The organism is Chitinophaga sp. RAB17, from assembly GCF_052114225.1.
GTDB lineage: Bacteria > Bacteroidota > Bacteroidia > Chitinophagales > Chitinophagaceae > Chitinophaga.
Genome location: NZ_JBFREI010000001.1, coordinates 716,297 through 741,173 on the forward strand (window position 1 = coordinate 716,297; position 24,877 = coordinate 741,173).

The 24,877-nt window shown below is 43.6% G+C and carries 24 protein-coding genes and 3 tRNA genes; 12 read left to right on the top strand and 15 right to left on the bottom strand.

Annotated elements, in window-relative coordinates; all coding sequences use genetic code 11:
- Positions 1-113: 113 nt before the first annotated feature.
- Positions 114-536 (bottom strand): hypothetical protein, encoded by a 423-nt coding sequence (locus AB4Z08_RS02570; RefSeq protein ID WP_441572209.1) that lies wholly within the window; start codon positions 534-536, stop codon positions 114-116.
- Positions 537-612: 76 nt separating this feature from the next.
- Here AB4Z08_RS02570 and AB4Z08_RS02575 point away from each other — a divergent pair, with 76 nt between their 5' ends.
- Positions 613-1,494, top strand: coding sequence for a helix-turn-helix transcriptional regulator (locus tag AB4Z08_RS02575; protein ID WP_441572210.1), 882 nt, complete (start codon positions 613-615; stop codon positions 1,492-1,494).
- 61 nt (positions 1,495-1,555) lie between these two features.
- A complete protein-coding gene (locus tag AB4Z08_RS02580) occupies positions 1,556-2,434 on the top strand; it encodes a hypothetical protein (RefSeq protein ID WP_441572211.1) in 879 nt (292 codons plus the stop codon).
- A gap of 207 nt (positions 2,435-2,641) precedes the next feature.
- Here the strand turns inward: AB4Z08_RS02580 and AB4Z08_RS02585 are convergent, their stop codons facing one another.
- The 4 genes from AB4Z08_RS02585 to AB4Z08_RS02600 all read right to left on the bottom strand — a co-directional run bounded on the left by AB4Z08_RS02585 (position 2,642) and on the right by AB4Z08_RS02600 (position 7,239).
- A complete protein-coding gene (locus tag AB4Z08_RS02585; RefSeq protein WP_441572212.1) occupies positions 2,642-3,775 on the bottom strand; it encodes a hypothetical protein in 1,134 nt (377 codons plus the stop codon).
- A 70-nt stretch (positions 3,776-3,845) separates the two neighbouring features.
- Positions 3,846-5,660 carry an LA_2272 family surface repeat-containing protein gene (locus AB4Z08_RS02590; protein WP_441572213.1) on the bottom strand — a complete coding sequence of 605 codons (1,815 nt, stop codon included), beginning with the start codon at positions 5,658-5,660 and terminating at the stop codon, positions 3,846-3,848.
- 15 nt (positions 5,661-5,675) lie between these two features.
- Positions 5,676-6,656, bottom strand: a complete 981-nt coding sequence (locus AB4Z08_RS02595; protein ID WP_441572214.1) for a FecR family protein — start codon at positions 6,654-6,656, stop codon at positions 5,676-5,678.
- Positions 6,657-6,666: 10 nt separating this feature from the next.
- Positions 6,667-7,239 (bottom strand): RNA polymerase sigma-70 factor, encoded by a 573-nt coding sequence (locus tag AB4Z08_RS02600; RefSeq protein WP_441572215.1) that lies wholly within the window; start codon positions 7,237-7,239, stop codon positions 6,667-6,669.
- A 416-nt stretch (positions 7,240-7,655) separates the two neighbouring features.
- Between AB4Z08_RS02600 and AB4Z08_RS02605 the strand changes: the two genes are divergently transcribed.
- Positions 7,656-8,156 carry an OmpH family outer membrane protein gene (locus AB4Z08_RS02605; RefSeq protein WP_441572216.1) on the top strand — a complete coding sequence of 167 codons (501 nt, stop codon included), beginning with the start codon at positions 7,656-7,658 and terminating at the stop codon, positions 8,154-8,156.
- Positions 8,157-8,293: 137 nt separating this feature from the next.
- Here AB4Z08_RS02605 and AB4Z08_RS02610 read toward each other — a convergent pair whose 3' ends face one another.
- Positions 8,294-8,587, bottom strand: a complete 294-nt coding sequence (locus tag AB4Z08_RS02610) for a GNAT family N-acetyltransferase (protein WP_159454320.1) — start codon at positions 8,585-8,587, stop codon at positions 8,294-8,296.
- Positions 8,588-8,772: 185 nt separating this feature from the next.
- The gene (locus AB4Z08_RS02615) at positions 8,773-9,645 is read right to left on the bottom strand and encodes an SMP-30/gluconolactonase/LRE family protein (RefSeq protein WP_441572217.1); all 873 of its coding nucleotides are present in this window, start codon (positions 9,643-9,645) and stop codon (positions 8,773-8,775) included.
- A gap of 116 nt (positions 9,646-9,761) precedes the next feature.
- On the opposite strand from AB4Z08_RS02615, the gene AB4Z08_RS02620 reads away from it, so the two are divergent.
- Together AB4Z08_RS02620 and AB4Z08_RS02625 are read left to right on the top strand one after the other, a co-directional pair.
- On the top strand, positions 9,762-10,742 hold the full coding sequence (locus AB4Z08_RS02620) for a DUF2157 domain-containing protein (protein WP_441572218.1): 981 nt from the start codon (positions 9,762-9,764) through the stop codon (positions 10,740-10,742).
- On the top strand, positions 10,729-11,898 hold the full coding sequence (locus AB4Z08_RS02625; protein ID WP_441572219.1) for a hypothetical protein: 1,170 nt from the start codon (positions 10,729-10,731) through the stop codon (positions 11,896-11,898). The genes AB4Z08_RS02620 and AB4Z08_RS02625 overlap by 14 nt, the downstream gene beginning before the upstream one ends.
- Before the next feature lie 577 nt (positions 11,899-12,475).
- Here the strand turns inward: AB4Z08_RS02625 and AB4Z08_RS02630 are convergent.
- From AB4Z08_RS02630 to AB4Z08_RS02650, 5 genes are all read right to left on the bottom strand, one after another.
- Positions 12,476-12,548 (bottom strand) — tRNA-Gly (locus AB4Z08_RS02630).
- A gap of 78 nt (positions 12,549-12,626) precedes the next feature.
- A tRNA-Gly gene (locus tag AB4Z08_RS02635) sits at positions 12,627-12,702 on the bottom strand.
- Positions 12,703-12,930: 228 nt separating this feature from the next.
- The gene (locus AB4Z08_RS02640; protein WP_441572220.1) at positions 12,931-14,157 is read right to left on the bottom strand and encodes a PepSY-associated TM helix domain-containing protein; all 1,227 of its coding nucleotides are present in this window, start codon (positions 14,155-14,157) and stop codon (positions 12,931-12,933) included.
- Positions 14,158-14,329: 172 nt separating this feature from the next.
- Positions 14,330-14,530, bottom strand: coding sequence for a hypothetical protein (locus tag AB4Z08_RS02645; protein ID WP_441572221.1), 201 nt, complete (start codon positions 14,528-14,530; stop codon positions 14,330-14,332).
- 82 nt (positions 14,531-14,612) lie between these two features.
- Entirely contained in the window at positions 14,613-15,632 is a 1,020-nt protein-coding gene (locus AB4Z08_RS02650) for a glycosyltransferase family 2 protein (protein WP_441572222.1), read from the bottom strand.
- Positions 15,633-15,749: 117 nt separating this feature from the next.
- Between AB4Z08_RS02650 and AB4Z08_RS02655 the strand changes: the two genes are divergently transcribed.
- The 6 genes from AB4Z08_RS02655 to AB4Z08_RS02680 all read left to right on the top strand — a co-directional run bounded on the left by AB4Z08_RS02655 (position 15,750) and on the right by AB4Z08_RS02680 (position 20,765).
- Positions 15,750-16,898 (top strand): sensor histidine kinase, encoded by a 1,149-nt coding sequence (locus tag AB4Z08_RS02655; protein ID WP_441572223.1) that lies wholly within the window; start codon positions 15,750-15,752, stop codon positions 16,896-16,898.
- Between the two features lie 81 nt (positions 16,899-16,979).
- Positions 16,980-17,063: transfer RNA gene (locus AB4Z08_RS02660), tRNA-Leu, on the top strand.
- 262 nt (positions 17,064-17,325) lie between these two features.
- Positions 17,326-18,618 (top strand): DUF2130 domain-containing protein, encoded by a 1,293-nt coding sequence (locus AB4Z08_RS02665; RefSeq protein ID WP_441572224.1) that lies wholly within the window; start codon positions 17,326-17,328, stop codon positions 18,616-18,618.
- A 28-nt stretch (positions 18,619-18,646) separates the two neighbouring features.
- Complete coding sequence (locus tag AB4Z08_RS02670; RefSeq protein ID WP_441572225.1) at positions 18,647-19,264, top strand: HAD family hydrolase; 618 nt, start codon at positions 18,647-18,649, stop codon at positions 19,262-19,264.
- A gap of 210 nt (positions 19,265-19,474) precedes the next feature.
- Entirely contained in the window at positions 19,475-20,113 is a 639-nt protein-coding gene (locus tag AB4Z08_RS02675) for a DUF4136 domain-containing protein (protein WP_441572226.1), read from the top strand.
- A gap of 31 nt (positions 20,114-20,144) precedes the next feature.
- Positions 20,145-20,765, top strand: a complete 621-nt coding sequence (locus AB4Z08_RS02680; RefSeq protein ID WP_441572227.1) for an outer membrane beta-barrel protein — start codon at positions 20,145-20,147, stop codon at positions 20,763-20,765.
- 80 nt (positions 20,766-20,845) lie between these two features.
- On the opposite strand, the gene AB4Z08_RS02685 is transcribed toward AB4Z08_RS02680, so the two are convergent.
- Both AB4Z08_RS02685 and AB4Z08_RS02690 read right to left on the bottom strand, forming a co-directional pair.
- The gene (locus tag AB4Z08_RS02685; RefSeq protein WP_441572228.1) at positions 20,846-21,862 is read right to left on the bottom strand and encodes an FAD:protein FMN transferase; all 1,017 of its coding nucleotides are present in this window, start codon (positions 21,860-21,862) and stop codon (positions 20,846-20,848) included.
- Between the two features lie 129 nt (positions 21,863-21,991).
- Entirely contained in the window at positions 21,992-23,170 is a 1,179-nt protein-coding gene (locus AB4Z08_RS02690) for an acyl-CoA dehydrogenase family protein (protein WP_441572229.1), read from the bottom strand.
- Positions 23,171-23,361: 191 nt separating this feature from the next.
- Between AB4Z08_RS02690 and AB4Z08_RS02695 the strand changes: the two genes are divergently transcribed.
- Positions 23,362-23,799, top strand: coding sequence for a YciI family protein (locus AB4Z08_RS02695; protein ID WP_441572230.1), 438 nt, complete (start codon positions 23,362-23,364; stop codon positions 23,797-23,799).
- 117 nt (positions 23,800-23,916) lie between these two features.
- Here AB4Z08_RS02695 and pyrF read toward each other — a convergent pair whose 3' ends face one another.
- A complete protein-coding gene (gene pyrF, locus AB4Z08_RS02700; RefSeq protein WP_441572231.1) occupies positions 23,917-24,738 on the bottom strand; it encodes an orotidine-5'-phosphate decarboxylase in 822 nt (273 codons plus the stop codon).
- Positions 24,739-24,877: the final 139 nt, after the last annotated feature.

Below are 24,877 nucleotides of genomic sequence, written 5' to 3' on the forward strand. Positions count from 1 at the left end.
AGCTACTCACAACTAACTGTGAGGAATGGTAGTTATGTTATTGTTATGGTCAAATAAAAAAGGCCCCCGTTTTCACGGAAGCCCTGTATATATATGTTGAGAAATGGTAAAGCCTATGGCTGTATTTCTGAAGGTACCAGTACAATTTTAATCCACACCTTGGTAGTTGGTTTCTGACTGGCAGCACCGTTAACTCCCTTAATATCTACTTCTACGGCATTTCCATTATGAATCACGAAATAAGACTGCCCACCATATACCTGCGGTAACAACTCAAATGATTGCGGGTCGGCACTGCTATTCACTTCATATCTGCCTATAGATACGATGACACCATCTGACTGATTTACATTATTGAGCTCCGGAACCGGAACTGAATAAAAGTAAAGCTGGTTAACAGCATCAAATCCCCAGTCATTGGGATTTACTGGCTGTAATATTGTTTTATTCGGAATCACTACCTCATTTGTTGTTTTGGTGCACCCCGAAAAAACGAACACCAACAGTAGCAGCGGAAGGTAAAACCATGTTTTCATATGAGACTCTTTTCTCAGAAATAACCAAATACAATGCCATAAAAGAAAACTGATCCGTAATCCGTAATTTCACGGTATGTTACAACGTTATCCGAAGGCATTTGAAGGCATTCCGACAGTAAGGTTACACCACGCCGGCAGGTCCGTGGTGGCCTGGTTCAGGCTTATGGACAAACACGACAAAGAAGAAGGCTTCCTCACAGAAAACACCCTGGTGTTTTTGCTCAAAGGGGTGAAACATATTCATCTCGGCGAGGAAGATATCGTGGCCCATGCGGGCGACCTTATTCTTCTGAAACGGGGCGCCTATTTCATGACCGATTTCACCACAGATGGCAGCGACTACCAGTCGCTCATGCTCTGTACGGATGACACACTGCTGCGTTCCTTTATCAGTGAAGATGCGGGCTTCAACGCTGCCGACCAGGTACGTCACCGTATCCCCTCCGCCCCTATGGTCATCCACTGCTCCCCGGAAGTCCTGCAGGTGCGTAATAGTATCCTGGATTACCTTCAGCACCCCAATAACAATACCGATAAACTGCTGGAACTAAAGATCCGTGAAGTATTATTATTACTGCTATCAGGTCCGCATCAGCAGAGCGTATTATCCTTCCTGTTTCATATGTTCGACAGCAGTGCAGAAAGCATTATCCTCACCATTCGCCACAACCTGTTGCAACCGTTTACCCTGGAAGAATATGCAAAAATGTGCGGATTAAGTCTCTCTGGTTTTAAACGCGAGTTCTCCAGGTTGTATAATGCACCACCCAAAAAGTGGATAAATGAGGAACGATTGAAACATGCTCAGCAACTGTTGTTGCAGACCCGAAAAAATGTCAATGAAATCGCGGACGAGTGCGGCTTTGAAAATGTGTCTTACTTTATCAAACAATACAGACTACAATACGGGACCACTCCTAAAAATGCCCAACGAACCAAAAGTGCTATTTTTTGAACGATTCCTGTTACCCGCCTGCCGCCTGGCACCTATACCTTTGCTGAAATAAATTCAAACTATGAAAAGTATCACCAAGGCAGGGCTGATAGCTACCGCCTTACTCACAGGAGGCCATACCTTTGCACAACAACTCAACAGTACCGCATTTATGCATGCTCCTGAAAGCGTGGCTACGGATGGAAAAAGCTTTTATATCGCAGATGTTGGCGAAGGTGGCGATCCTACTAAAAAAGATGGAAACGGCATTATCTTTAAAATGGATCAGCAAGGTCACAGCAGCATCTTTGCCAAAGGACTGGATGCCCCCAAAGGAGCCTTCCTGTTGCACCACCAACTCTTTGTGGCAGATGTAGACAAAATAAAAGGCTATGACCTCAAAGATGGTGCCCTACGTTTTAATATAGATGTGGCGCCGGCTACCAACTTTTTAAATGACATGGTAGCTATCAATGATTCAACCCTGATCGCATCTGCAACAGATGTAAACAAGCTTTTCCTCGTACACCTGGGCAATCATCCCCGTGCGGAAGAACTGCTCTATACAACGCCGGTAAGAGGCACTAACGGACTTGTATATGATAGCAAACGTAAACGGCTATACGTGTGTGGATTTGGTGACGCGGGAAAACCGGACGGACAAATCGGTTATATTGATATGGCAGCAGCAAAGAAAGAGTTTGTACCATTAACAGACCGCCTCGGTTACTATGATGGCATTGCACTCACGCAGCATAACACGAAACTGATCATATCCGATTGGATAGCATTTGAAAAGAAAGGAGTGCTGTTGGAGCTGGATCTGGCAAGTGGAAAAGTAAGTACATTAAACCAGGTATTGATTGCCGGCCCGGCCGACTTTATACTAGATAGTAAGGGAGATGTAATTACGCCGGCGATGTTGGAGGGAAATATCCTGAAGTATAAAATCTCTAAATAGTCTGATCCATTTTTTTGTCTTTGGGCAGGATTATACTGATTTAGATGATTTTCCAGATTTTGTTACAAAGGATTAAAAGAGATTAGCGAAGACTCATGTGGATATCCACATTGGTCTTCGCCAATCTCTTTTTAATCTTATAAAACCCGAAAGAAAAATCTGGAAAATCATCTGAATCAGTATAATCCTGAATAAGACAATATCCGCTTATAACCTTACCTGTACACCACCTGCTGCGCCGATGTAAGCTCCGTTAAAACGGTTATTCCTAACATCTTCAGACCAGATATAATGATTCACCAGGTCTACTCCCAGGTCATGTTTGCTTTCAACATAGTTAAACGTAGGCCCCGCAAATACTTCCACTCTGCTGCCAAAACGATACGCTGGATAAATCCCTAATGTTTGACGATGAAACTCACCTCCTTTAAAAGCTGTCATGAACGTAGCGGTAGCTTCCGTATTAATTCTGAAATGAGAGAGTAAAGGCAGATGTGCACCGATACCTGCCTGCAGGGCGTATAAAGAAGTACTGTTTTTCGCGTTATATCCCACGCCCAGAATACCATACAGTATCCGGCCACCAGACTTAAAAGCCGCCATGATAGTCGTCGTTTCATCTATGCTTACACTCACCTGCTTTTCTCCGCCTTTTATAATGTTAATAGCTCCGATAGGACACTCGCTGCTATCTGCAATATTGATGAAACCTATCTGCACACCTTTTACTTTCTTCGCTATATTTAAGAACCCGGCTACCTGTACATCCACATCATCTGCTTTATTCATAAAACCAGTTACCTGTACATTTCCTTTGTTGGTAATATTCGTGAATCCGGAGATCTGTGCCTGTGAATTATTGCGGGCCATATTCATGAAACCACCCACCTGCGTACCGTCCACATCTTTGGATACAATATTCGCAAAACCGGCTGCCTGAAAGCCTTTCAGGCTACCATCCAGATTCATGAACGCGGCTAACTGCGCTCCATTGGCATCATTCTTTACCTGGTTCATAAATCCTGCTACCTGTACACTACGGGAAGTGCGACCAATATGATTAGAGAAGCCTGCTATCTGCACGCCGGTAGCGCTATCTTTGATGATATTGGAGATACCGGCAATCGCCGCACCAGTTTCTGCTTTGGATAAACCTGCAATAATATGTAATGAAAAATGGTTCGTATAAGCCGCAGCATTTTTACCATTACTGCTCAACGGATAAACGAATCCTATATGTGCGGGACTTGTAAGTGGTGTCTGCGCAAACGCACTGCTGGCGAGGGATAAAATTGAAACTACAATTATTACGATCCGGTTGCTAAAGTTAAATGTTCTCATGTTGTGTAATTATTTCGTATAGTATAACGACACGTTGAGGAACATCTACCCCTATGCAATAAATGAAAAATTAAAAAAGACTGATCCCTGCCTGCCAGCCCAGCCAGCCCTTCGCTGAACTGCCCATATTAAAAGAAGGATAGTGTTCACCGAAATTAATGTAGTGACGTGTGGGATCTATTTTATTCTCGTCATCGGCTACAGCAATAGACAGTGCAGGTCCTGCAAATAAAGAGATACGTTTGCTGAGCTTTACATTCAGTGAAGGTTGCATCCGGTATATCTGTGTATTATGATTCCAGCTACCCTGCCAGGTGTTTTGCGCTGTGACTTCCGCAGCAAGAGAGAGTACTTTATTTAAAGGAATATTTTTTCCAATACCATATCCGATAGACCACCCATTATTGTTTTCACCGGTACCAAAACCTCCCAGCAAAATACTGTATAACTCACTGCGGCCAGCCTTCCAGGCGATATTGTAAGGCAACACATCTGTGGAAAACAATACCACTTTTTTATATCCCCGGCGTACAATGTTAATGATGCCGATGCTATAACCATTCACGCTATCTGCAATATTCACCAGGCCTATCTGCACCCCATCCATTTGCCGCGCATAATTAAAAATGCCGGATATCTGTACGCCTTTCATGATACCCCGGCTAATATTGCCCGCGCCTGCCAGTTGCACCCCATTCGCATCTTTCTCGCTGTAATTGGCAATACCACTCAGTTGCAGTCCTTCAAGATTACCTTTCGTATAATTTAATGCACCAGACACCTGCCAGCCAATGGTATTACCACGTGTGATACCTACCAGCCCCTGTATTTGCGCACCATTCATATTACCATATACCTGGCCTACAGCGCCGGTGATCTGCACGCCCCGCAGACTGCTTTCTGTGATATTACTGAAACCGGATGCCTGCAAACCAATCATGGAATCCAGCACATTGTTATGGAAACCCGCTAATTGTACGCCCCTGGTTTTTCCACCTACCACATTCACCAAACCCGCTATCTGTACATCCTTCATATCATTTTTCACAATGTTGAATGCAGTACCTATTTCCACACCATCCACGCCGGCAGTATAACCACCCAACACGTTTACCGAAAATTTATTCACTACCTGTCCACTCATACGGCCATGTGTACCTAATCCAGGCGTAAGTGATACCTGGTAAGGCTTATCCGCCAGGAAGGCCCCAATATTCAAGCTGGTTAATTTCTGACGGGAGGATAAAAATACTTTGGCAAACCATGTTTTTTCTACCCGTGAATGCCCCGTAATATCTACCGTCTTCAGTTGATAAGTAGTAGGTGAAATACTCACCGCTACTTCCTGATCATAGCCCGTAGTGAGGAACAGAGAAGTATCTGCATACAGGTCTTTACTAACGCTGATGGCTGCGGTAGGATATTTATCCTTTAACCGCAGCCTGAAGTAACCGTCGTTGTTTGTTAATGTAGAAATGAGTTGCTGTCGTTCATAGACACTGGCATTGGGTAGCCGCTGTCCTGTTTTTTTATCCGTGACGACCCCGCTGATCAGATAATATACCTGCGATTGCCCTGAAGATTTTTTTAGCAGAATAATATAATTCCCCGATTCTTTGTACTGGTAATCGGAGAGCAACATATCCAGTATATGTTTTACACTTTTATTCTTTTCCGAGATGCTTACCAGACTATCCTGCGGAAGCATCGTAGTTAAATAGGAGAAATAAAAACCGCCTTGTTTGCTGATCAAAGTAAGTACCTCTGAAAGTGGCCGCTGCCTTGCCTCTATGCTCACTGTTTTATTCAACAGATTTTGTGCGGCAACCGACATGGAGAAAATACATCCTAAAAATAAAGTCAGCAATTGCTTAGATAGTAACATACAGTACGAAGGCTATTATTTCAATATGATTTGTGATCCTTTTTTCTCCACTTCAATCTCATAAGTAAGCCCGATTACTTGCAAAGTACTATCCAGCGAACTGTTGGTAAAGGTAGAATTTATCTGCAAATCACGTTTATTATTATCCGCAATAACAATGTTCACACCATATGCTTCATTCAGGATCTCTACCAGTTTCCACAGCGGTGTATTATTACATACAAAGGTTTGTGTGCGGTAATAGTTATACAGCTCATCGTTATTGCTTTGTTTGCTGGGGGCTGACTGGTCGCTGGTAACAACTGCTTTCTCATGTTGTTTCAGCTGCACGCTGTTACTGTTTTTGCTTACTTCCACTGCACCTGTTTCTACAATCACTTCTGTTTTACCATTTACACTTTTTACGTTGAAAGAAGTACCCAATACTCTTACGGTTACATCGTTTACCTTTAATATGAAAGGTTTTCCGGGATCCTGTGCCACATTAAAAAATGCTTCTCCTTCCAGTTTTACACTCCGCTCTTTTTTAAAGGAAGCGGCATACTCAATGGTAGATTGTTTGTTAAGTGTTACCTGTGAACCATCGGGCAAGGTTTCGCTTTTTATTTGTTGACCGGAGCTCACGATCATGGGCTGCCCAATTGTTTTGGACAGGTACCAGAATCCTGCGGCACCCAGGAGTACAATAAGTACGGCAGCGATACGAAGTAAAGGTTTCCAGTTTATGCCGGTATCCAGTTGTACAATACGTGCAGTATTTTCGTTGGTGCCTACCCGTTGCTGGAAGCGGCTCCAGGCATCATTTTCATTAACAGTACTAACAGCAGCGAGTTTTTTGCTTTCTGTCCATATGAGGCGGAAATGTTCAAAATAACGTTGGTGCTCCTCTTTTTCCGTCAGCCATTCGGCCACTGCTGCTTTCTCCATAGGAGTGGCAATATCCAGCAGATATTTTACCAGGAGGTCATCGTTTATATGATCGGATTGTCTTTTCACTTATGCACTTTTACAGGTGGAGCAAAATTAATAACAAGGGTAGAAAATCTACCAGGTTGAGTCGTAATAAGCGCAAAGCTTTGCCCATCTGGTTTTCCACAGTTTTTATAGAGATATCCAGGCGATCTGCTATTTCCTGGTATTTTAATTCTTCAAACCGGCTCAACTGAAAAACAGTCCGGCATTTCTCTGGCAATTCCTGTAAAGCCAGTTCCAGCTTCTCTTCCAGCTCCCGTAACATTACTTTACCGGAAGCGTTTCCGGTGCTCTGATCGTTGTTCATCTGGTATTTGGTATGTGCCTGGTGGGTAGCTTTTACTTTTTCATGTCGCAGATAGTTAATGCATTCGTGGTATACTGCCCGGTAAAGGTATCCTGAAATGGATTGCTTTATTTTTATATCGCCGGATTTCTCCCACAGTTTGCAAAAGACGTTCTGCACCATTTCCTCCCCCATTATTTCGTCTTTTAACAAGGTACAGGCATAGGAATGCAAGCCTTTAAAATGTGTTTTAAAAACCTGTTCAAATGTTAATGAGTTTTCTATCTCCGGCACTGCAGTACCCGGACTTCTAAATTCCATGCTTAGGGTTTGATATCTAACGTCAAATATAATTCCTTCTGCCAATTGAACTGATTTATTATACGACACGCTGAGGAGATCATACCCCTACGCCGTGAGGTAAAATTTCCTTGTGGAAACATCCTTTTTAGGAGGAAGTCAGCGTGCTATTTCATATCTAATTGGTTATCTGTTAAATATGAAATATTATAAAAGTATTTATATGAGGTGCTCACCATCAGGTATCCATCTCCCAAAAGGTAAAAAGGAAACTAAAAGTAGCGCATACAGGCGGTAACACTTCCGTCAAAGGCCAGAGAAAGAGGGATACAGGTCCATGGAAATAGGTTAACTTTTCCAGTCACTTTAACAATACATTATATTCATCTTAAAGAATATTTCACAACTGGACCACTAATATTGTGAAAATTATCCCGATGAAATTTATCTGTACACTTTGTCTGCTGCTCTTAGGAAGCACTGTTCTTTTTGCCCAATCTAAAACGGGCTATATTAATTTTCAACAAATGATTGGTTTAATGCCTGAGAGCAAACAGGCAACTGATACATTAAATGTATTGCAGGAAAAATTAAATCAGGATGGACAGCAACTGCTGGCGGAGTATACCAAAAAGGTAACGGAGTTCGACAGTATTCAAAACAAACTAACGCCTGCCATGCAGGAAGTAAAGGTATCTGAGATTAAAAGTATGCAGGCTAACTTACAGCAGTATAAACAAATGTCAGAGCAAACCATGTCTACCAGGGAACAGGAATTACTTACACCTATATTAGATAAAGCTAAAAAGATTTTGAAGGCGGTGGCTAACGAAAAAGGCTATACGCTGGTGATTGATAACTCCAGAGATGCGGTATTGGTATCCGCAGAAACCGATGATTTGATGCCAGCTGTGAAAGTGAAGATGGGCATCAAGTAAGAGGGCATTTGGGTATTTAGTTATTTAGTTATTTGACTGGTATAAATGCTTGTCGTCTTCCGCCATTCTTATATTCTGCAATGTTTATTACCGGCAAATAATTAAATAACTAAATGTCAAATGTAACTTGTAAAGAACTATATGTGTAAACCGTGCGCCAGCAATGTTTTCCACTGCGGATTGCTACGTACAAATTCTGCCACTTTTTTGCTGGAAGGTACCATACGGATATTCTGTGCAGAAATCTCCTCCATTACTTTTCCCAGCATCATTGGTAATACACCCTGCTTTTCCAACACCGGAGGCACTTCTGCACCAGTCAGGAAAATACGGCTTCCATTTCTTTCGTAAATTACTTTAGCCATTTGTCCAGCGATATGCGCTTCAAACTGCCTGGCTTCCTTGTTGTCAATAATTTTAAAATCCTTCATGATCATAATTATTTTTTACACGATGTTTCTAGCGGTAGCGTACTAAAGGGAAAGTATCTTATGCAAAAGGGAAGTTGATATAAGATAGCACGATTGGTATTAAAATACCCTGAAAAAGCTCATTCCGTCTGCAAATATACTAATATTTTAGTAGAAAACCGTGAAACATTAATATGTAAAAATAATTAATACTTAAAGTAATTGGCAGGTAAGCCTTTAACGGGAAGTCTTACGTGAAACACACTACCACTAAGGGGATATTCCTTTATTTGATCTTCTGTCATATGCTCCCGGGCGGTCGTAATCAGCATTTCATCCATATCGGCACCTCCAAAGGCACAGGAAGAAACATGCGGCGCAGGCACTTCTACCTTACCCAGCAACTCCCCCGTTTCAGGATTCCAACAATACACACCCGAACCTCCCCACTGAGCAATCCATAACATGCCATTGTTATCCATCGCCATACCATCCGGATGTCCCAGCGCTACAGGAATACGAATCGCTACGCGCGTAAAGGCTATAGCACCAGTGGCTTCGTCATAACTAAATTCCTGCACTGTACCTGTATCTGTATCGTTATAGTACATCTTATCTCCTTTCCACACCAGGCCGTTCGAAATAGTAACACCTTCCAACTTCACTACCGGCGCGGCTTTGCCCGTGATACAATACAATGTCCCTGTGCCTTCTTCGGCCGGCATCTGCATGGTACCTATCCATAGTCTTCCGGCCGGATCGCACTTACCATCGTTACATCGCATGTTGTCCCTTTCATCCAGTATTGTCAGCAGTTTACCCAATCCCTGCTCCGGAGAAAAAAAGGCAATACCGTCTTTCAGTCCCGCTACTAAGGCATTCTGCCCAGCCACCGGTACCAGCGTAGTAACATAGGTGCCCACATCAAAAGCTTGCTGATGCCCGTTTTCATCTCTTATGTAAATAATATGTCCGAGTATATCTACCCAGCACCAGCTCTTTCTTTCCGGCCACCAGCAGGGGCCTTCGCCCAGCTCACTCGTTAACTGCGATAATAGCTCCGGTTGGTATAACTTCATACTTCTTATTTTAATAAACAACCATGTCGGTAAACATCCAATATATACTATTGCGCGTTGATATTGTATATTGCATGCTATAATGATTGTTAATTTCCAGTTCTTTAATTCCGTCTATGAACGTAAAAGTATTTGAAAAACTCCATAAGGAGGGGTTGATAAATGACAACTCCCTGGCATCCGTAAAAACAACTGAAGAGAATCGTTTATTTTCCCTGCACTGGGAAATTAAAACCCTCCTGTATCTCGGCGTATTACTACTGAGCGGCGGTTTAGGTATACTGATCTATAAAAATATTGACACCATTGGCCACCAGGTCATACTGCTGATCATCGGGGTAATCTGCGCCGGTTGTTTCAGTTATTGTATCCGGCAAAAACTGCCCTTTTCATGGGAGCAGGTGAAATCACCGAATACCTTTTTCGATTATGCGTTACTGTTAGGTTGTCTCACGTTCGTTACTTTTATCGGATACCTGCAGTTTCAATATACCGCTTTCGGTACCGCTTACGGACTCGCTACTTTTATTCCTTTGGCAGTACTAGCCATCAGCGCTTATTACTTTGATCACCTCGGTGTGCTGTCCATGGCTATCACCAATCTGGCTGCCTGGATGGGTATTGCTGTCACACCATTTCAGTTACTATCTGCCAATGATTTCAGCAGCCGGCAACTCATTTACACCGGCACATTATTAGGTGTGATCCTGTTGTTACTGGCCATGCTATCTACCCAAAAAAATCTAAAGAAACATTTCGCCTTTACCTATCAAAACTTCGGCGCGCATATTATCTTCATTTCGTGCATAGCAGGGATATGCATGTTTGATGACGCTCACTTCCTATGGCTCCTCTTTATGGCGGGCATAGGCACTTACATCTACCTGCAGGCATTCCGGGAACGCTCTTTTTACTTTGTGCTGATCACTGTCCTATATCTTTATCTGGGGTTCACGATTGTATTCTTCCGGGTGCTGTTCAAGATGGCGGATATCGGGGCGCTGTACCTGGGATTTTTCTATGTGATCAGCTCTGCTATCGGCGTTATCCTGTTATTGATTAACCTCAACAAAAAAATTAAAAATGCTCGCGTATAATTCTAATACACTCGATAACCTGGAAATAAAAGAAGAAGCGGAAATAGCGCTGAGAAAGGATTGTATTGACGTGGCTACATATAAAGCCATTGAAGCAGCACATCCCGTAAATTTTTATACGCCTAACCCCGTCATCAAGATCGGGCTGTTTATACTCACCGTTATTATCGTTTGCTTTTCACTCGGGCTGCTGACTTTAATGACACTCGATGCATTACGCAGTGAGAAAGGATTTGCAGGTCTTTGCATTTTCGCCGGAATAGCCTGTTATGTGGCGCTGGAATTATTCATACGTGAAAAAAAATTGTTCCGTGCTGGTGTAGATGATGCGTTGTTATGGGGGGCCGTATTACTGTTTATCAGTAGTCTTGTTGCTTATGATTTTGACCATGTTTCCATGACTAGCTGGTGCCTGGTTACTTTTATAGTAACGCTATTGGCCACGTTGCGCTTCGCAGATATGGTGATGGCAGGAGCCGCCTTCCTGGCATTTCTGGGGCTTGTTTTCAGTCAGCTGATCAAACTGGGCCCTGTTGCTAAAACCGTCACTCCTTTTGTGGTAATGGCGCTTTCGCTGGCCGTTTATTTTATAGTAAGAAGATGGATGAAACAGGTGGCTTTCCGGCACTACAAACATTGTTTAACGGTAATATCGGTACTCTCTTTACTCACGCTTTACCTGGCCGGCAATTACTTTGTAGTAAGAGAAGTCAGCAACGCCATGTTTGACCTTCAACTACAGGACGGACAGTCTATACCCGGCGCTTTATTCTTCTGGATATACACAACCATTATACCTTTCATATACCTCTATCTCGGCATCCGTAAAAAAGACGCGATCCTGTTACGCACCGGTATGCTCCTGTTAGCAGCCATTGTATTTACCGTCCGGTATTACCACAGTGTAATGCCGCTGGAAACCGCGATGGTGGTTGGTGGCCTGGTATTAACTTTCGGTGCGTGGGCACTGATACGCTACCTGCAGGTACCTCGTCACGGCTTCACTTATGTAGAAGCAGATGAGCCTTCCCTGGCCGATAAACTAAAACTGGAATCACTGATTATTGCCCAAACTTATGTACCTGGCGCACATACTCCCGATATGGATTTTGGTGGGGGCACCGGTGGTGGTGGCGGCGCCAGCGGAGATTATTAAAGCGGTTACAGCCTGGCCATAGCAGCGTTGCTATGGCCAATTCTGACCTCCATCTATCTGCTGATGCAATTTTATCGGGGTGATACATCCACAAGTCATCCCCGCATCAAGTCCACCTTTACTCCAATGCTACTATAGGTACTTAGCGTGTATCAGGTTATACATCAGCAAGTTATCGCCGCATCAAGTCCACCTCTGCTGCAATGTTACTATAGGTACTTAGCCTTTGCCTGGTTATATATCCGCAAGTCATCCACGCATCAAGTCCACCTTTACTGCAATGCTACTATAGGTACTTAGCGTGTATCAGGTTATACATCAGCAAGTTATCCCCACATCAAGTCCACCTCTGCTGCAATGTTACTATAGGTATTTAGCGGGTGTTAGGCTATACATCCGCAAGTCATCCACGCATCAAGTCCACCTTTACTGCGGTACTGCTATATGTATTTAGCGGGTGTCTGGCATAGCATCGATATCCGTGATGCAGGCTTTCGGGCAGCTGCCAGGGTTAGATCTGCAGCATTCGCAGGGGGCATAAAAAAAGCCTGACTGAAATAATCAGTCAGGCTTAAAGAGCGAAAGACCGGGCTCGAACCGGCCACCCCGACCTTGGCAAGGTCGTGCTCTACCAAATGAGCTACTTTCGCAGATGTATTAAGAACTTCGGGATTGGCTTCGCATTAGCAATGAGCTTCATGCGTTACTTGTTATCCCCAACAAGTATTTGGAGCGAAAGACCGGGCTCGAACCGGCCACCCCGACCTTGGCAAGGTCGTGCTCTACCAAATGAGCTACTTTCGCAGGTATTAAAAACTTCGTTATTTTAAGAACTTCTCCCTTCAATGTGCATTCTTTCGTTTGCTTTGCCCTGTGGCGTTTTTGTTGGGATTGCAAAGATAGGAAACGGACTGAAAACACAAAATTTTTTTTCGAACTTTTCTAAAAAAAATTTGCACGGATATATGCATCAACTTGCTGAAACACAGACCTGTAAAGCATTCCAAGAGAAAATTTAGTAATACTTTTTATTTACATTGTGTCCGTTACCGCTACACCACGAATGACTAAAGGCTTCTTCTTAGACTTTTTACGCTTACCCCACCATACCAGGAAACCCGTTACAGGCAAGGAAGCGCATATTAAGCTGACAATAAATGCAATAATCTTTCCGGCTATCCCACCAATAGCACCTACATGAATATCATAGTTCATTTCTATTAACCGTTCACCCGCATTTTTGTGTGCATCATTACGCCTGCCCAGCAGCTTTGCGCTGTATTGATCAAACTGAAGCTGATCGGATCCATAGTAGATTTCCTTTCCTTTATAGCCACCAATTACGTTCACACCTTTTTCACCACTGGCAGGATAAATGAAAACGCGGTCATTACCTTTCAGGATAGGCAACGCTTTCTCAAAAGCGAGATCCAACGGGTCACCAGTCAATGATGCAGTTCCCTTTACAGACTCGTGCAATGATCTGTCAGGAGGCGTAATGCTTCGGGAAGCCACCACGTACACGGTGGTCTCAAACCAGGTAAATGCCCACACCATGCCCGTCAGTGCCAGCACCAGTGCAAGGATAAGGGCATAAAAGCCCAGCACATTGTGCAGGTCGTAGTTCACCCTTTTAAAACCAGCTTTCCACTTAATTTTAAAACTCTTATCACGATTGCCTTTAGTCCACTTTTTAGGCCACCACATAATCAATCCGGTGATTAACAGGATCACAAAAATGAAAACGCTCCAACCTACAATCGGCTGCCCGATTGCATTACTTAACAGTAAACTCCAGTGAATAGCTTTTACAACAGAAAAGAAATTGTGCTTATAATCAATGATGCCCGTAACCTGTCCTGTATAAGGGTTCACCATCGCGGATTCATAGTATTCCATTGAACCGAAATAGGTCAGCGCGGTATCATTCCCTTTGTAGGTCATAAATTCCCATGCCTGGTCAGGGGCAGTATAGGTAGTAATATTGCTAATCGGCTTATCGGGGCCCAACGCGGCCTCTGCTGCTTTCTTCAGCTCGCTTAACGGGCGTACGCCATGTGCTTCGGGGGTAACAATCAGTTGTTTACGGTAATAGATATCATTCACTTCTTTCTGAAAAACAAACAAACATCCTGTAATACTTACAATCAGCACTATCATCCCTGCTCCCAGGCCTAACCAGAGGTGCAATTTTTCCACTACTATCCTGAAAAGCGACTTATGTTGCTTCTTTTTTAATTTATCCGTCCGTTTAAACATAGATCAATACCGTGGGTAGCTATTATTCCCGAGATACAAAAATCCTTGTAAAAAGCCATTTTCACTACTCGGATCCGGAATTTCATTTACGCAAAAGGGAAAGATGAGGCATAAAAAAAACCTCCCCCGGAAAAACCGGAGGAGGCCTGGATAATTATGTTAAAGCCGTTGCTTACTTATATTTTGGATTATACAGCGAGCTTCCCTGTACTTTTACTTCAGGTTTTCCGGCATATCTATGTGCATAAAGACCGTAGCTAAGCCCCAGGATAAAGGCCACCAGGCAAAACAACTGCACGTAAAATAACCAGCGGGAGCGGGAAACCTTATCTAAGGTAATATCGTATTTATTTTCTACTGTATTCTGTTCCATAATCAGTTTATTTCCGATGCAAACCTACATAATATTTTGAAATTTTCGAAGTTATTTGCCCGCTAACGAAAACTTTTGCCTGCTAAATCAGCTCGGAGAATTTCTTATGTTTTAAAAAATAATACCTCCAGATCATGATACCATGAAACACGCCCTTCATTTTCATCAGCTTCATTTCCGGTAAATCATCGTTTCTCACATATTTGCGGCGCCAGCGGTAGTAATCCTTATAAGCACGGTAAATAGCAGCCATATCTTTGGGCTTACCAGCCACCAGGCTTTTAACACCCGCCAGGATATCCAGGAAAAACCGTTGTACCAGTACTATCCACCGATCTTCACTATGCAGGTTTTTCCACAACATCATCAGGTTATTCCGGAAGTTCAGATACAACTTACGGGGATTTCCCTGGGGCAAACTTCCCCCTCCCACATGAAACACTGTGGAGTCAGGGCAATAACAAATACGGTACCCAGCCCGCTGTAAACGCCAGCAAAGGTCCACTTCTTCCATATGTGCAAAAAAGTCGCGATCAAAACCATTTACCTGGTGAAAACAGGCCGAACGTATAAACAACGCCGCTCCCGTAGCCCAGAAAACATCCTGCACATCGTTATACTGTCCAAGGTCCTTTTCTGTAGTATACAGGATACGTCCCCGGCAGAAAGTATAACCCAGGATATCCATCCAGCCTCCGGCTGCACCGGCATACTCAAACTCGTCCGGCTGCAGATAAGCCCTCATTTTAGGCTGACAGGCAGCAATACGGGGATCTTCCTGCATTAATGCCACCACCGGCTCTATCCAGCCAGCTTCCACTTCCACGTCCTGGTTCAGCAACACATAAATATCTGCTTCTACCTGCTGCAAGGCGTCATTATAACCGCCGGCAAAACCGTCATTACTGGCATTACGGATAATCCGGATCTGCGGGTAATGTTGCTCCACAAAAGCCACACTGTCGTCCGATGAGGCATTATCTGCCATCACCAGCTGTAGGTTGCCGTAAGTAGAACGGCAAACAGACGGCAGGAACTTCTCCAGAAAAGATTTTCCGTTCCAATTTAAAATAACAACTGCTACTGATGGCAATACGGGCAACTGATATTACGTTTAGCGTGAACAATTATTTTTGAGATGCAAATATGCAACAAAGGATTTTAATATTCGCTAATCATTACAGAATCAGACAAGCCAAATATGGCTTAAATTAGAAGTATGTTTAAACAGTATATCGGATGGAAGTTTGTACTGGCCTCCATAGCAGTGCTCATCATTGGGACCACTATATGGTTTGTAAGTAATTTATCAAAGAATATCCAGGAAGAAGAAAGGAAAAAAGTAGCTATCTGGGTGGAAGCCAACCGCGAATTGCTGCGGACGGATACTGATGCCAACCTCAATCTGGCCATCAGCATTGTGACCAACAACACCACCATCCCCCTGATACAGACCAATGAAGATGGGAAAATAATGGATAGCCGAAACCTCGACTCCATGCGCATTATGCAGGATCCCAGGTACCTCCCCGATGAACTGCTGGCCTTCAAAAAGCAACATCCCCCCTTTATCATGGAGGTAGATGCCAGGCAAAAAAAATATAATTACATCTATTACGGCGACTCGCTTATTCTCCGGCAAATCCGCTACTACCCCTACATACAACTCATAGTAGTCACCCTTTTTATCGCCATCGTACTTTTTGCCTTATCCAGTACCAACCGCGCCACCCAAAACCAGGTATGGGTAGGACTGGCCAAAGAAACGGCCCATCAACTCGGTACGCCACTATCCTCCATGGAAGCCTGGCTGGAAATCCTCCGGGAAAATGAAGCCAATTCCACCCTGGTAACGGAGCTATCGAAAGACGTAGACCGCCTGAAACTTATCACGGACCGCTTTTCGAAAATAGGGAGCATCCCCAAACTGGAAGAAAAAGACATCGTGGAGCAGATCCGGAATATGACCAGCTATATCCGTAAAAGAGCACCACAAAAAGTGCAATTAGCCGTGCATAGTGCAGAAGAAGAGCTGCCCGCTATGATCTCTCCCCCGCTTTTTGACTGGGTTGTGGAAAACTTATTAAAAAATGCTTTGGACGCCATGGAAGGCAAAGGGAAGATCGATATTACCATAGAAAATCACCCTACTTTTATCACAGTAGACGTGTCGGATTCCGGAAAAGGGATTCCGAAAATGAGCTTCGAAAAAGTGTTCAAACCCGGTTTCAGCACCAAAAAGCGGGGATGGGGCCTTGGGCTTTCCCTGGCCAAACGGATCATAGAAGAATACCACCGCGGCAGGCTCTATGTAAGGTCGTCTGAAATCAACAAAGGGACCACTTTCAGGATCGTACTGCGAAAATAATGACCCGTTTCAGCAAAATATGAATAAATAAATTTGCTTATTTTAAAAAAGCCATTATTTTTGCACCCCATTCTACCAGATGCGAAGGTGGCGAAATTGGTAGACGCGCTACTTTGAGGTGGTAGTGCCTGAAAGGGCTTGGGAGTTCGAATCTCCTCCTTCGCACACAAAAAAAGACTTGCTGAATCAGCAGGTCTTTTTTCATTTCAACCCATCCTTAACAATTACCTAACCCCTCCTTAACACTCACCTAATAATAAATTTCCAATTTACATGCACACCCCAACCGTATTACTCTCCCCGAAAACCCTTTACCTGTTGTTTGTTTCTACTAACGTTGATAACTAAGGAAGGATGTGGAAACTCCTTCCTTTTTTTATTAAGGCAACCAATCCCCTATCTTTACTTAATTTTTTTACTGAATACTATGGGAACATCAATCACCTGTCCCAGTTGCAAGCACCAGTTTGTCATGGAGGATGCCTTTGCAGCGGATATAGAAAAAGAAATGAGGAGTAAAATGGAAGATGAATGGCGCCGCCGCCTCAAGTCTCTCCAGGACGAGAAAGATACACTCCTCTCAGAAAAAAACAAGATGGCACTGGAACGCCGTCAGATAGAAACCCTGAAACAACAGCAGGAAGAAGAAGTGAATAAACGTGTCCTGGTGGAGAAAAAACAACTCCAGGAAACGATGGAAGGAGAACTGCGTAAATCCATTACTGCCGACCTCAACAACCAAATGGCGGTGTTAAGAGAAGCTAACCAGGAACAGGAAGAAAAACTCAGGGAAGCCCGTAAACAGGAACTGGAATTTCTGCGCAAAGAACAGGAACTGAATACCAAAGAACAGGAACTGGAAATTAACCTGCAAAAGAAATTACTGGAAGCCCGTTCCGAGCTGGCAGATAAAATACGTAAAGAAGAATCTGAACGAAACAGTCTCCGGGATACAGAACACCAGATGCGTTTAAAAGAACTGGAAAAGCAGCTGGAAGACCAACGCCGACTCGCAGAAGAGATGAAACGCAGGGTTGAACAGGGTTCTACGCAGTTGCAGGGAGAAGCGCAGGAACTCGTGCTGGAAGAAATGCTGCGCGCCAATTTTCCATTTGATGAAGTCACACCGGTAGGAAAAGGCGTACGTGGTGCCGATTGCGTACAATTGATCCGCAATCAGTTCGGACAGGAATGCGGCCGGATCATTTACGAAAGCAAACGCACCAAAGAATTTATTAAAGACTGGGTAGAAAAACTCAAAGCAGATATGCGCAGCCAGGGCGTTGATGTAGCCATTCTCGTTACCCAGACCATGCCTAAAGACATGGAACGCTTCGGTGAAAAAGATGGTATCTGGATCTGTACTTTCGCAGAAGTAAAAGCACTCGCCTATGTATTGCGCGATGGTATCATAAAAATTTCCAGTAAGCTCCGCACCCAGGAAAACAAAGGCGATAAAATGCATATGCTCTACGAATACCTTACCGGTGGAGAGTTTGCAGAACAATGGAAAGCTATCCGCGAAGGATTCATGTCCATGAAATTATCGATACAACGGGAAAGAGATGCCATGGAAAAACTCTGGAAATCACGCGAAAAACAACTGGAAAAAGTATTACTGAATGCAGCACATATCAGAGGTTCGATTGAAGGCATTGCCGGCAGCGACTCTGTAGACCTGCAACTGCTGGAGGATGCAGCAGATGAAATACTGGATTAATTTTTATTTTTTTTATTTATATATACCTATGCAGTCATCTATCAATACCATTATTTTTGACCTCGGAGCAGTATTAATTGATTGGAATCCCAGGCATCTGTATCGTAAACTTTTTTCTTCTGAAGAAGAAATGGAAACATTTCTGCGCGATGTTTGCACATCCGACTGGAATGAAGCACAGGATGAAGGCAGAACACTCGCAGCAGGTACCGACTTGCTCGTAGCCAGCTTCCCACACCACGAAGAAAACATCCGCGCCTACTACGGCAGATGGTCCGAAATGCTGGCCGGAGAAATTGAAGGCACCAAAAATATATTACAGCAATTGAAGGAAAGTGGACGATATAAATTATATGCACTCACCAATTGGTCTGATGAAACATTTCCTATAGCGCAGGCCATGTATCCTTCCCTTCACTGGTTTGATGGCGTGGTGGTATCTGGTCGTGAAAAAATGCGTAAGCCCGCCGCTGCCTTCTATCAGCTGTTATTGAACAGGTACCAGGTAGCTGCTGCCAACGCTTTATTCATTGATGATAATGAAAGAAATGTGATTGCTGCAAGAGCATTTGGTATCGATAGTATTTTATTCGAACATCCACATCAGTTAAAAATTGAATTAGAAAATAGATCTATTATTATTTAATCCACTTCGTTAGTAATTGAACCTGTTAACCCTTCTTTCACTTTAGGATTTCCTTAACACTCCACAGCTAAACTTTCTGTAACAATCAACTATCTAATCCGTTCAAGAGAGAGGAAACACGGAAAACATGATTGTCAGGAATACCAACCTGTTTTGGTTCATCATTGTTAGCCTGTAAGGAAATTATTTTTTAAATTAATACGCTAGGACATGAAAAAAACTTTGTTTTTATTCAGTGCCGCTGCCGCATTGGTAGCGATGGTTTCATTCAGCAGCTGTCGTAAGGATCCTTTGAAAGATATGACTAATGAAGAGTCAAGGATCTACATTACGAATCACGATAGCACCGCAAATTTTACATCCTATTCAACATTCAGCATAGTAGATTCGGTAGCTGTATTAACGCGTAGCGCGGATACCGCTAAAAAAGCATTAACGGACTATGATAAAAAACTGATTGCCTCTGTTACTGCTGCGATGCAACAACGAGGATATACGCTGGTGAACAAAGCCGCCAAACCCGATCTGGCAGTGAATCTTACCCGTATAGATAATTCCTACACCAACATCTCCTGGAATCCGGGATGGTGGGGCGGTGGTGGCTACTGGGATCCGGGTTACTGGGGATATCCCGGTGGTGGCTGGTATTGGCCTTCTTACTACACTGTATACCAGGTAAATGAAAAACAAGTGGCGATCGATCTTTTCGACCTGAAAAACCCGAAAGGAAACAAGCTGACAGCTGTATGGAATGCACTGTGGCGTGGATCAGGTGTATGGACTACCGGCAATATAGACCCTATGGTACAGGCATCTTTTGCCCAATCCACCTACCTGAGTAAAAAATAATGTTGACTTGAACTTTTAAATTGACAGGAAGATGAAAAAGATTATAAACTGGATATTGATTTTTGCAGGATGTTTTGCAGCGCAGACAGTATCTGCACAGGTTCGTCCACCATTATCAGTGGATATCAACTATTCCATCGCACAGCCATTTGGCTCACTGAAAGATTATACCGACAAAACCAGCTTCCGTGGCTGGAGTGCAGGATTACAATATATGCTGAATGATCAATGGTCAGTGGGGCTCCGTTCCGGATTCCAGGACTTTTATCAGAAGCTCCCTCGTGCTGTTTATCCCGATAAACAAGGTGACGTATCCGCCGTACAAACACGTACACTCCAGGTGATCCCTATTCAGGCCACCGTGAGTTATGCATTTACCAAACCAGGATCAGCAGTCATTCCATACGCAACAGTAGGTGTAGGTACAGCAAATATGAATTATGAAAAATATTGGGGTGAATTTGTTGAAAAAAATAACAGCTGGCAGTTTCTCGTAAGCCCCGAAATAGGCATCAACGTTCCTTTTGGCAAGGCTTCACCAGTAATGTTTAATGCTAATGTACGCTACAATTATGCACCGTATAAATACGGCGACATTACCAGCTACAATACCCTCCAGGGAAATATTGGGTTGAAGTTCCATTTGAACTAAGACTCACTTTTGTCCATATTCTAAGAAAGAAAAGTGAGAGTGGATCCCATCCGTTAAACCAGCGGATGGGATATTTTTTTTCAGAATTCCATATATTGTTGAAAGCCTTTGCTAAACGCCTCTTTAATAGTACCCTCTTTATCTTTATAGATGTAAATAGCTTCCAGTCCGTACTCTGCATGTGCTGCAATGTAAGCCAGTCCCTTTTCTACACCCATCAAGATGAGCGGATTATCAAATGCATCTGCTGTAAAACAATCTTTTGCAATCACCGTTACACTGATAATATTATTGTGCAATGCCACCCCTGTTAACGGATGAATAGTATGTGCAAAACGGGTACGTCCCTGATCAAAAAAGCGGCGGTAATTACCACTGGTAGCAATGCCTTTATCGGGAAGCCGTACCAGCCCCTGCACGGGCTCATAAGTGGTATCACCCGGCGATGGTCTTTCTATTCCCACACTCCAGACTTTATGCTGATGATTGTGGCCTTTGGCGCACAGCTCCCCGCCCACATCTACCAGGTAATTATTTATGCCCTGCGCAGCCAGAAAATTACCCAGCACATCTACGGTATATCCCTGTGCAATGCCATTACAATCAATTTGCACCCCTTTTTTTGTAGTATACAGCTCATTCCCTTTTACCCGGAGATAACGCGAACCTATATACGACATCGCCGCCTTGATACTATCCGGCGGTGGCACACCTTTAAAGGATGGTTTGCTCACCCCGAATCCCCACAGATACACCAGGGGTTTAACGGTGATATCAAACAGACCTGCCGTGGCTTTATTGGTAAACAGGGCTTTTTTTATAACCGCCTGCATATGTTCATCCATTTGTACACGGCCGGTTTCATTGAAACGATTAATGACAGAACCGGGCTTATACAACGAAAGTGATTGATCAATCACGCGGAAGATGGAATCTATGCGCGGTTGCAGAGAAGTCGTATCTGCAGACAAATATTTCACAATATAATAGGTGCCTTGTGCTTTGCCTTCACATGCCACCAGTTTCAAGACAGGCTCCTGCTGCGCTTTAGCCGCGGTGGCCCATAGCAGGATACCTGCAAATAATAATTTGTTCATTTTTAATTCAACTGTTGGCACTACTAAACAAATCAGGCTGCAAAGTAATCTTCGCTGCATTTCTATTCGCTATCTTCGCTGCATTTCTATTCGCTGCATTTCTAAAAGCTAACTGCTAATAGCTAAAAGCTATTTAAATGCATCAAATCCGGTTACATCCATACCGGTTATCAGTAAATGTATTTCATGTGTGCCTTCGTAGGTCATCACGCTTTCCAGGTTCATCATATGCCGCATCACAGAAAATTCACCGGTAATACCCATACCACCTAAAATGGTGCGGGCGTTGCGGGCAATATTAGCGGCTACCTCGCAGGAATTGCGTTTGGCCATGGAAATTTGTGCAGGGGTAGCTTTGCCTTCATTTTTCAATACCCCCAGGCGCCAGTTGAGTAATTGTGCTTTGGTGATTTCGGTGATCATTTCTGCCAGCTTTTTCTGCGTCAGCTGGAAACCGCCAATGGGGCGACCGAACTGGATGCGTTCTTTCGCATAACGGAGGGCCGTATCGTAACAATCCATTGCCGCGCCTATTGCTCCCCACGCGATACCATAACGGGCGGAAGAAAGGCAGGATAATGGCCCTTTTAATCCTTTGGCATCTGGCAATATATTTTCTTTAGGTACTCTTACATTATCAAAAACCAGCTCACCGGTGGCACTGGCACGTAAGCTCCACTTCCCTTTGGTTTCAGGTGTGGTAAATCCTTCCATGCCTCTTTCCACAATAATGCCGCGGATAATACCGGCTTCATCTTTTGCCCATACTACTGCGATGTCTGCAAAGGGAGCATTGGATATCCACATTTTGGCACCATTCAGTATCACATGATCGCCATCACTCGTGAAATTGGTGATCATACCGGCCGGATTGGATCCGTGGTCAGGTTCGGTGAGCCCAAAGCAGCCCATGAATGCTCCGGTAGCCAGTTTAGGAAGATATTTTCGTTTCTGTGCTTCACTGCCAAAAGTAAAAATAGGATACATCACCAGCGATCCCTGCACCGAAGCGGTAGAACGGATACCACTGTCACCACGCTCCAGCTCCTGCATCATGAGCCCATAGGAGATGTGATCCATTCCTCCTCCCCCGTATTCTGTCGGAATGGTAGGACCAAAACAGCCCAGTTCTCCGAGTCCATCTATAATTTGCGTGGGAAAAGTGGCCCGCTGGCAATAGTCTTCAATGATAGGCGATATTTCTTTCTTCACCCATTGTCTGACCGCATCACGGGTCAACAGGTGTTCTTCTTTCAGCAAAGCATCTATGGCAAAGTAATCGGGTGACTGAAACAGATCTTGTTGCATTAACTACAGGTTTAATACCCAATATAAGAAATTACGAATTACGGAGTTGCGGGAAGCAGGCAGGTGTAATGAAAAAATGCTGTCAGGGGCTATAGCGGCTGCATAAATAATGCAGTCTCCTGCAAAATCTTCGCTGTTATAAACGTGTTAATTCGAGACAAGTTAGTACCTTTCAATCAAATTAGAGAGCTATGGCAAGCAAAGTTATACCTGCGCTTTTGCTATTGGGATTCTTAGTCGTTGTGATGTTATCATTTCACCCCACACCATTACAATCTGTTGCACTTAAGGTGCTACCCCCAAAAGTCAAATCAGGCGCTAACCCTGAGTTAAAAAGGTACTGGATGGTCTTTTTACGGAAAGGTTCCAGACGCAACCAGGATACCGCGGTTGCAGCAAAAATCCAATGTGATCATCTCGCTAACATCCACCAACTGGCCGATGCCGGCAAAATTATTGTGGCAGGCCCTTTTGGAAACGATGAAGATCTGCGCGGTATTTTAATTATGAATTGTAAAGACAGTCTCGAAGTAGTATCTCTGGTTAACAGGGATCCTGCAGTGGTGGCAGGCAGACTGGTATTTGATGTAAAGCCGTGGTGGACAGTAAAGAACACGGTGTTTAAGTAATGAATTACGAATTTCAAATTACGAATTACGGATTTGTGAGTAGCTGAAAGATGTGAAACCATCTTCACTTATATCTACTCACAAATCCGTAATTCGTAATTTGAAATTCGTAATTCATTATACTGTCGCAGCAATCTTATTCAGGTATCCTGCCATTTCCTGCTGATATTTGATGGCTACATTTCTGGCATCTGTTGCGAAATCTTCTCCATTACCGGCATAAATAATAGCACGGCTGGCGTTTACCAGTAACCCGCAATCCTTATTCATGGCCTGTGTGGAAATTTCTTCCAGACTGCCTCCCTGTGCACCTACACCTGGTACCAGGAAGAAATGATCTGGAACCAGCTTACGGATATATCCCAGTTGGGTAGATTGTGTAGCGCCTACAACAAACATCAGGTTGTCGGGCGTACCCCATTCCACACCGGCTTTCAGTACTTTTTCAAACAGAAATTCATCGCCTATCTGTTGCATCTGAAAATCCTGGCTGCCTTCATTGGAAGTAAGTCCAAGCAGGATAGCCCATTTTTCAGAAAACTGCAGGAAAGGTTCCACACTGTCTTTTCCCATATAAGGCGCCACCGTAACGGAGTCGAACTTATAGGTTTCGAAGAATGTTTTGGCATACTGGGTAGATGTATTGCCTATATCACCACGTTTGGCATCAGCAATCGTAAATATACCGTCAGGGATATACTCTACAGTACGTTGTAAACTTTCCCAGCCACGGATTCCCATACTTTCGTAAAAGGCCGTATTAATCTTGTAAGCTACACAAAGATCTTTGGTAGCATCAATAATCGCCTTGTTAAAGGCAAACACCGGATCTGCATGAGAAAGCAGGTGTTTTGGAATCTTTTGTATGTCTGTATCCAGCCCTACACAGAGGTATGACTGCTTTTCCTTAATCAGATTCACCAATTCCTGTCGATTCATAGTCGGTTAATTTGGGGCGCAAAGTTAAGTAAAACTTAAGTATTGACGCTTCTTTAAACATATTATGATTACCTGTAATTGAAAACAACTCTAAATATTCACTGTGGTAGTTGTGGTTTACCAACATAATTTTTATGAG